The organism is Microbacterium sp. Bi128 (assembly GCF_918698205.1).
Genome location: NZ_CAKKMM010001043.1, coordinates 1 through 1,818, shown reverse-complemented (window position 1 = coordinate 1,818; position 1,818 = coordinate 1). Strand labels below are relative to the sequence as shown.

The following is a 1,818-nucleotide window of genomic DNA, read 5'->3' as shown; positions in this document are numbered from 1 at the left end:
CTACTACTTCGAGAACTGGACCGACCAGCTCCAGGGAACCCTCGCGCAGGGCGCGCTCGTGGGCAGCGGCGGCAACGGCCGGGTCAACGCAGCCACCCGCCGTGACCTCGCCGTGGCCGCCGTGGCCGTCCTACTTGGCGAGGACCAGGCGGGCAAGGTCTACGAGCTCGGCGGCGACGTCGCGTTCACGCTGACCGACTTCGCCGCGGAGATCACGGCCGTCACCGGCACCATTGTCGTCTACAACGACCTCCCCGCCGCGGAGTACGTGGCCCTGCTGACTTCGTTCGGCATCCCGGGGGCCTTCGCCGGGATCCTCGCGGACTCGGATCAGGGACTCGCCCGCGGCGACCTCCTGGTCGAAGGTAATGACCTCCGCACGCTCATCGGACGACCGACCACCACCCCAGCCGAGGCCGTGCGCTCGGCCGTCGCCGCCGCGTAGCGTGAACATCACGGTCATCGGCGCCTCCGCAGGAGTCGGACTCGAGGCAGTGCACGTCGCGCTGGCCCGCGGACACAGGGTGACAACCCTGTCGCGATCGATCGACGCGCTGCCGGTCGGTGAGAACCTGACCGCTGTACAGGGCACCGCCACGTCAGTAGCCGACGTCCGCCAAGCGACCGTCGATGCGGACGCCGTCCTCGTCACCCTCGGCACCAAGAAACTCGGTGCGACGACGCTGTTCAGCGACACGGCGTCCGCGCTCGTTGAGGCAATGGCAGGGCGAAAGGAACCAATGATCGTGGTGACCGGGTTCGGAACTGGCGACAGCGCACAGTTCCAGAATCCGGTCGCCCGGACCTTCATGAAGGCTCTACTCGGCCGGATGTACGCCGACAAGTCGCGGATGGAGGACATCCTCACCGCCACGAGCCTGCAGTGGGAGATCGTGCGACCGGGCACCCTGTCCAACACCAGTACCGTCGGCACGACGACCGGGATCACCTCATTCCACAAGGGAATGAAAGTACCGAGGATCAGCCGGAAGAACCTCGCCGCCTTCTTGGTCGACGAGGCGGAAGAACGACGCTACCCGCGCCAGATCGTCCTCCCCACCGTCCACCCCTAGCGACCGACATCTCAGCGGCGGCGCACCGGCGGTCCGGACGCGAGGACCGGGAAGGGGGCGGCGGCGATCGTCGCCCCCCTCTCTCGAAGCCGCCGCCAGCATCCTCGCCATCAGAAACTAGCGACGCACGCCGACCGCAGAGCGGCGCCTGTTAACGGACCAACTCCGCATGGATGGCCGCCCGCTGGAAGAGCTGTGGTGTCTTGTTCAACTGTTGTGTTTCGAGACGTGCCGGCGTCGCAGCAGACGCCGCCCTGCCGCGAGTTCGTTCGGCCACTTGCTCTTCGGCGTGGAGTGGCTCGCGCCGTAGATGCTGAGTGTGGTGCGGCCCAGGGATCTGTAGGACGCTGATGTCATGGTTGTAGGACTCAAGCCAGGACGATGACGTGTTTGCCGGGCTGGCCACCGGTCGTGAGTGCGTGGTGGGCCGCTGCGACACCGTCGAGTCCTTGATGGGTGCTGGCGATGGTGATTTGGAGTGTCCCGGCTTCGATCGCTCTGAGGTACTGGTCGAGCGCGGTGGTGGGGAGGTCTTGGGCGGTGCCGGAGTAGCTGGTGAGTCGGACGCCGGCGGGGATGCTGAACGGTGAGAAGTCAGGGATGGTCCACTGCCCGTTGAGTGCTCCGACGAAGCAGGCGGTGCCGCCCGGGCGGACGAGGGACAGCGTGGCGGGAAGTGCGGTGGCGCCAACGAATTCGAGCGCCGCATCCAGTCCTGTCGGGGCGAGCGTTCGGACGGTGTCAG

Annotated in this window: 2 protein-coding genes and 1 pseudogene; 2 read left to right on the top strand and 1 reads right to left on the bottom strand. The window is 67.1% G+C overall.

Annotated features, from left to right (window positions below; translation table 11 throughout):
• Window positions 1–445 (top strand): annotated as a pseudogene (locus LQV45_RS29565) (NAD(P)-dependent oxidoreductase); the annotation flags it as partial.
• A gap of 1 nt (window position 446) precedes the next feature.
• Window positions 447–1,073, top strand: a complete 627-nt coding sequence (locus LQV45_RS29560; RefSeq protein ID WP_230010669.1) for an NAD(P)-dependent oxidoreductase — start codon at window positions 447–449, stop codon at window positions 1,071–1,073.
• Between the two features lie 368 nt (window positions 1,074–1,441).
• Here LQV45_RS29560 and LQV45_RS29555 read toward each other — a convergent pair.
• A partial coding sequence (locus tag LQV45_RS29555) for a zinc-binding dehydrogenase (RefSeq protein ID WP_230010667.1) occupies window positions 1,442–1,818 on the bottom strand: 377 nt, incomplete at its 5' end.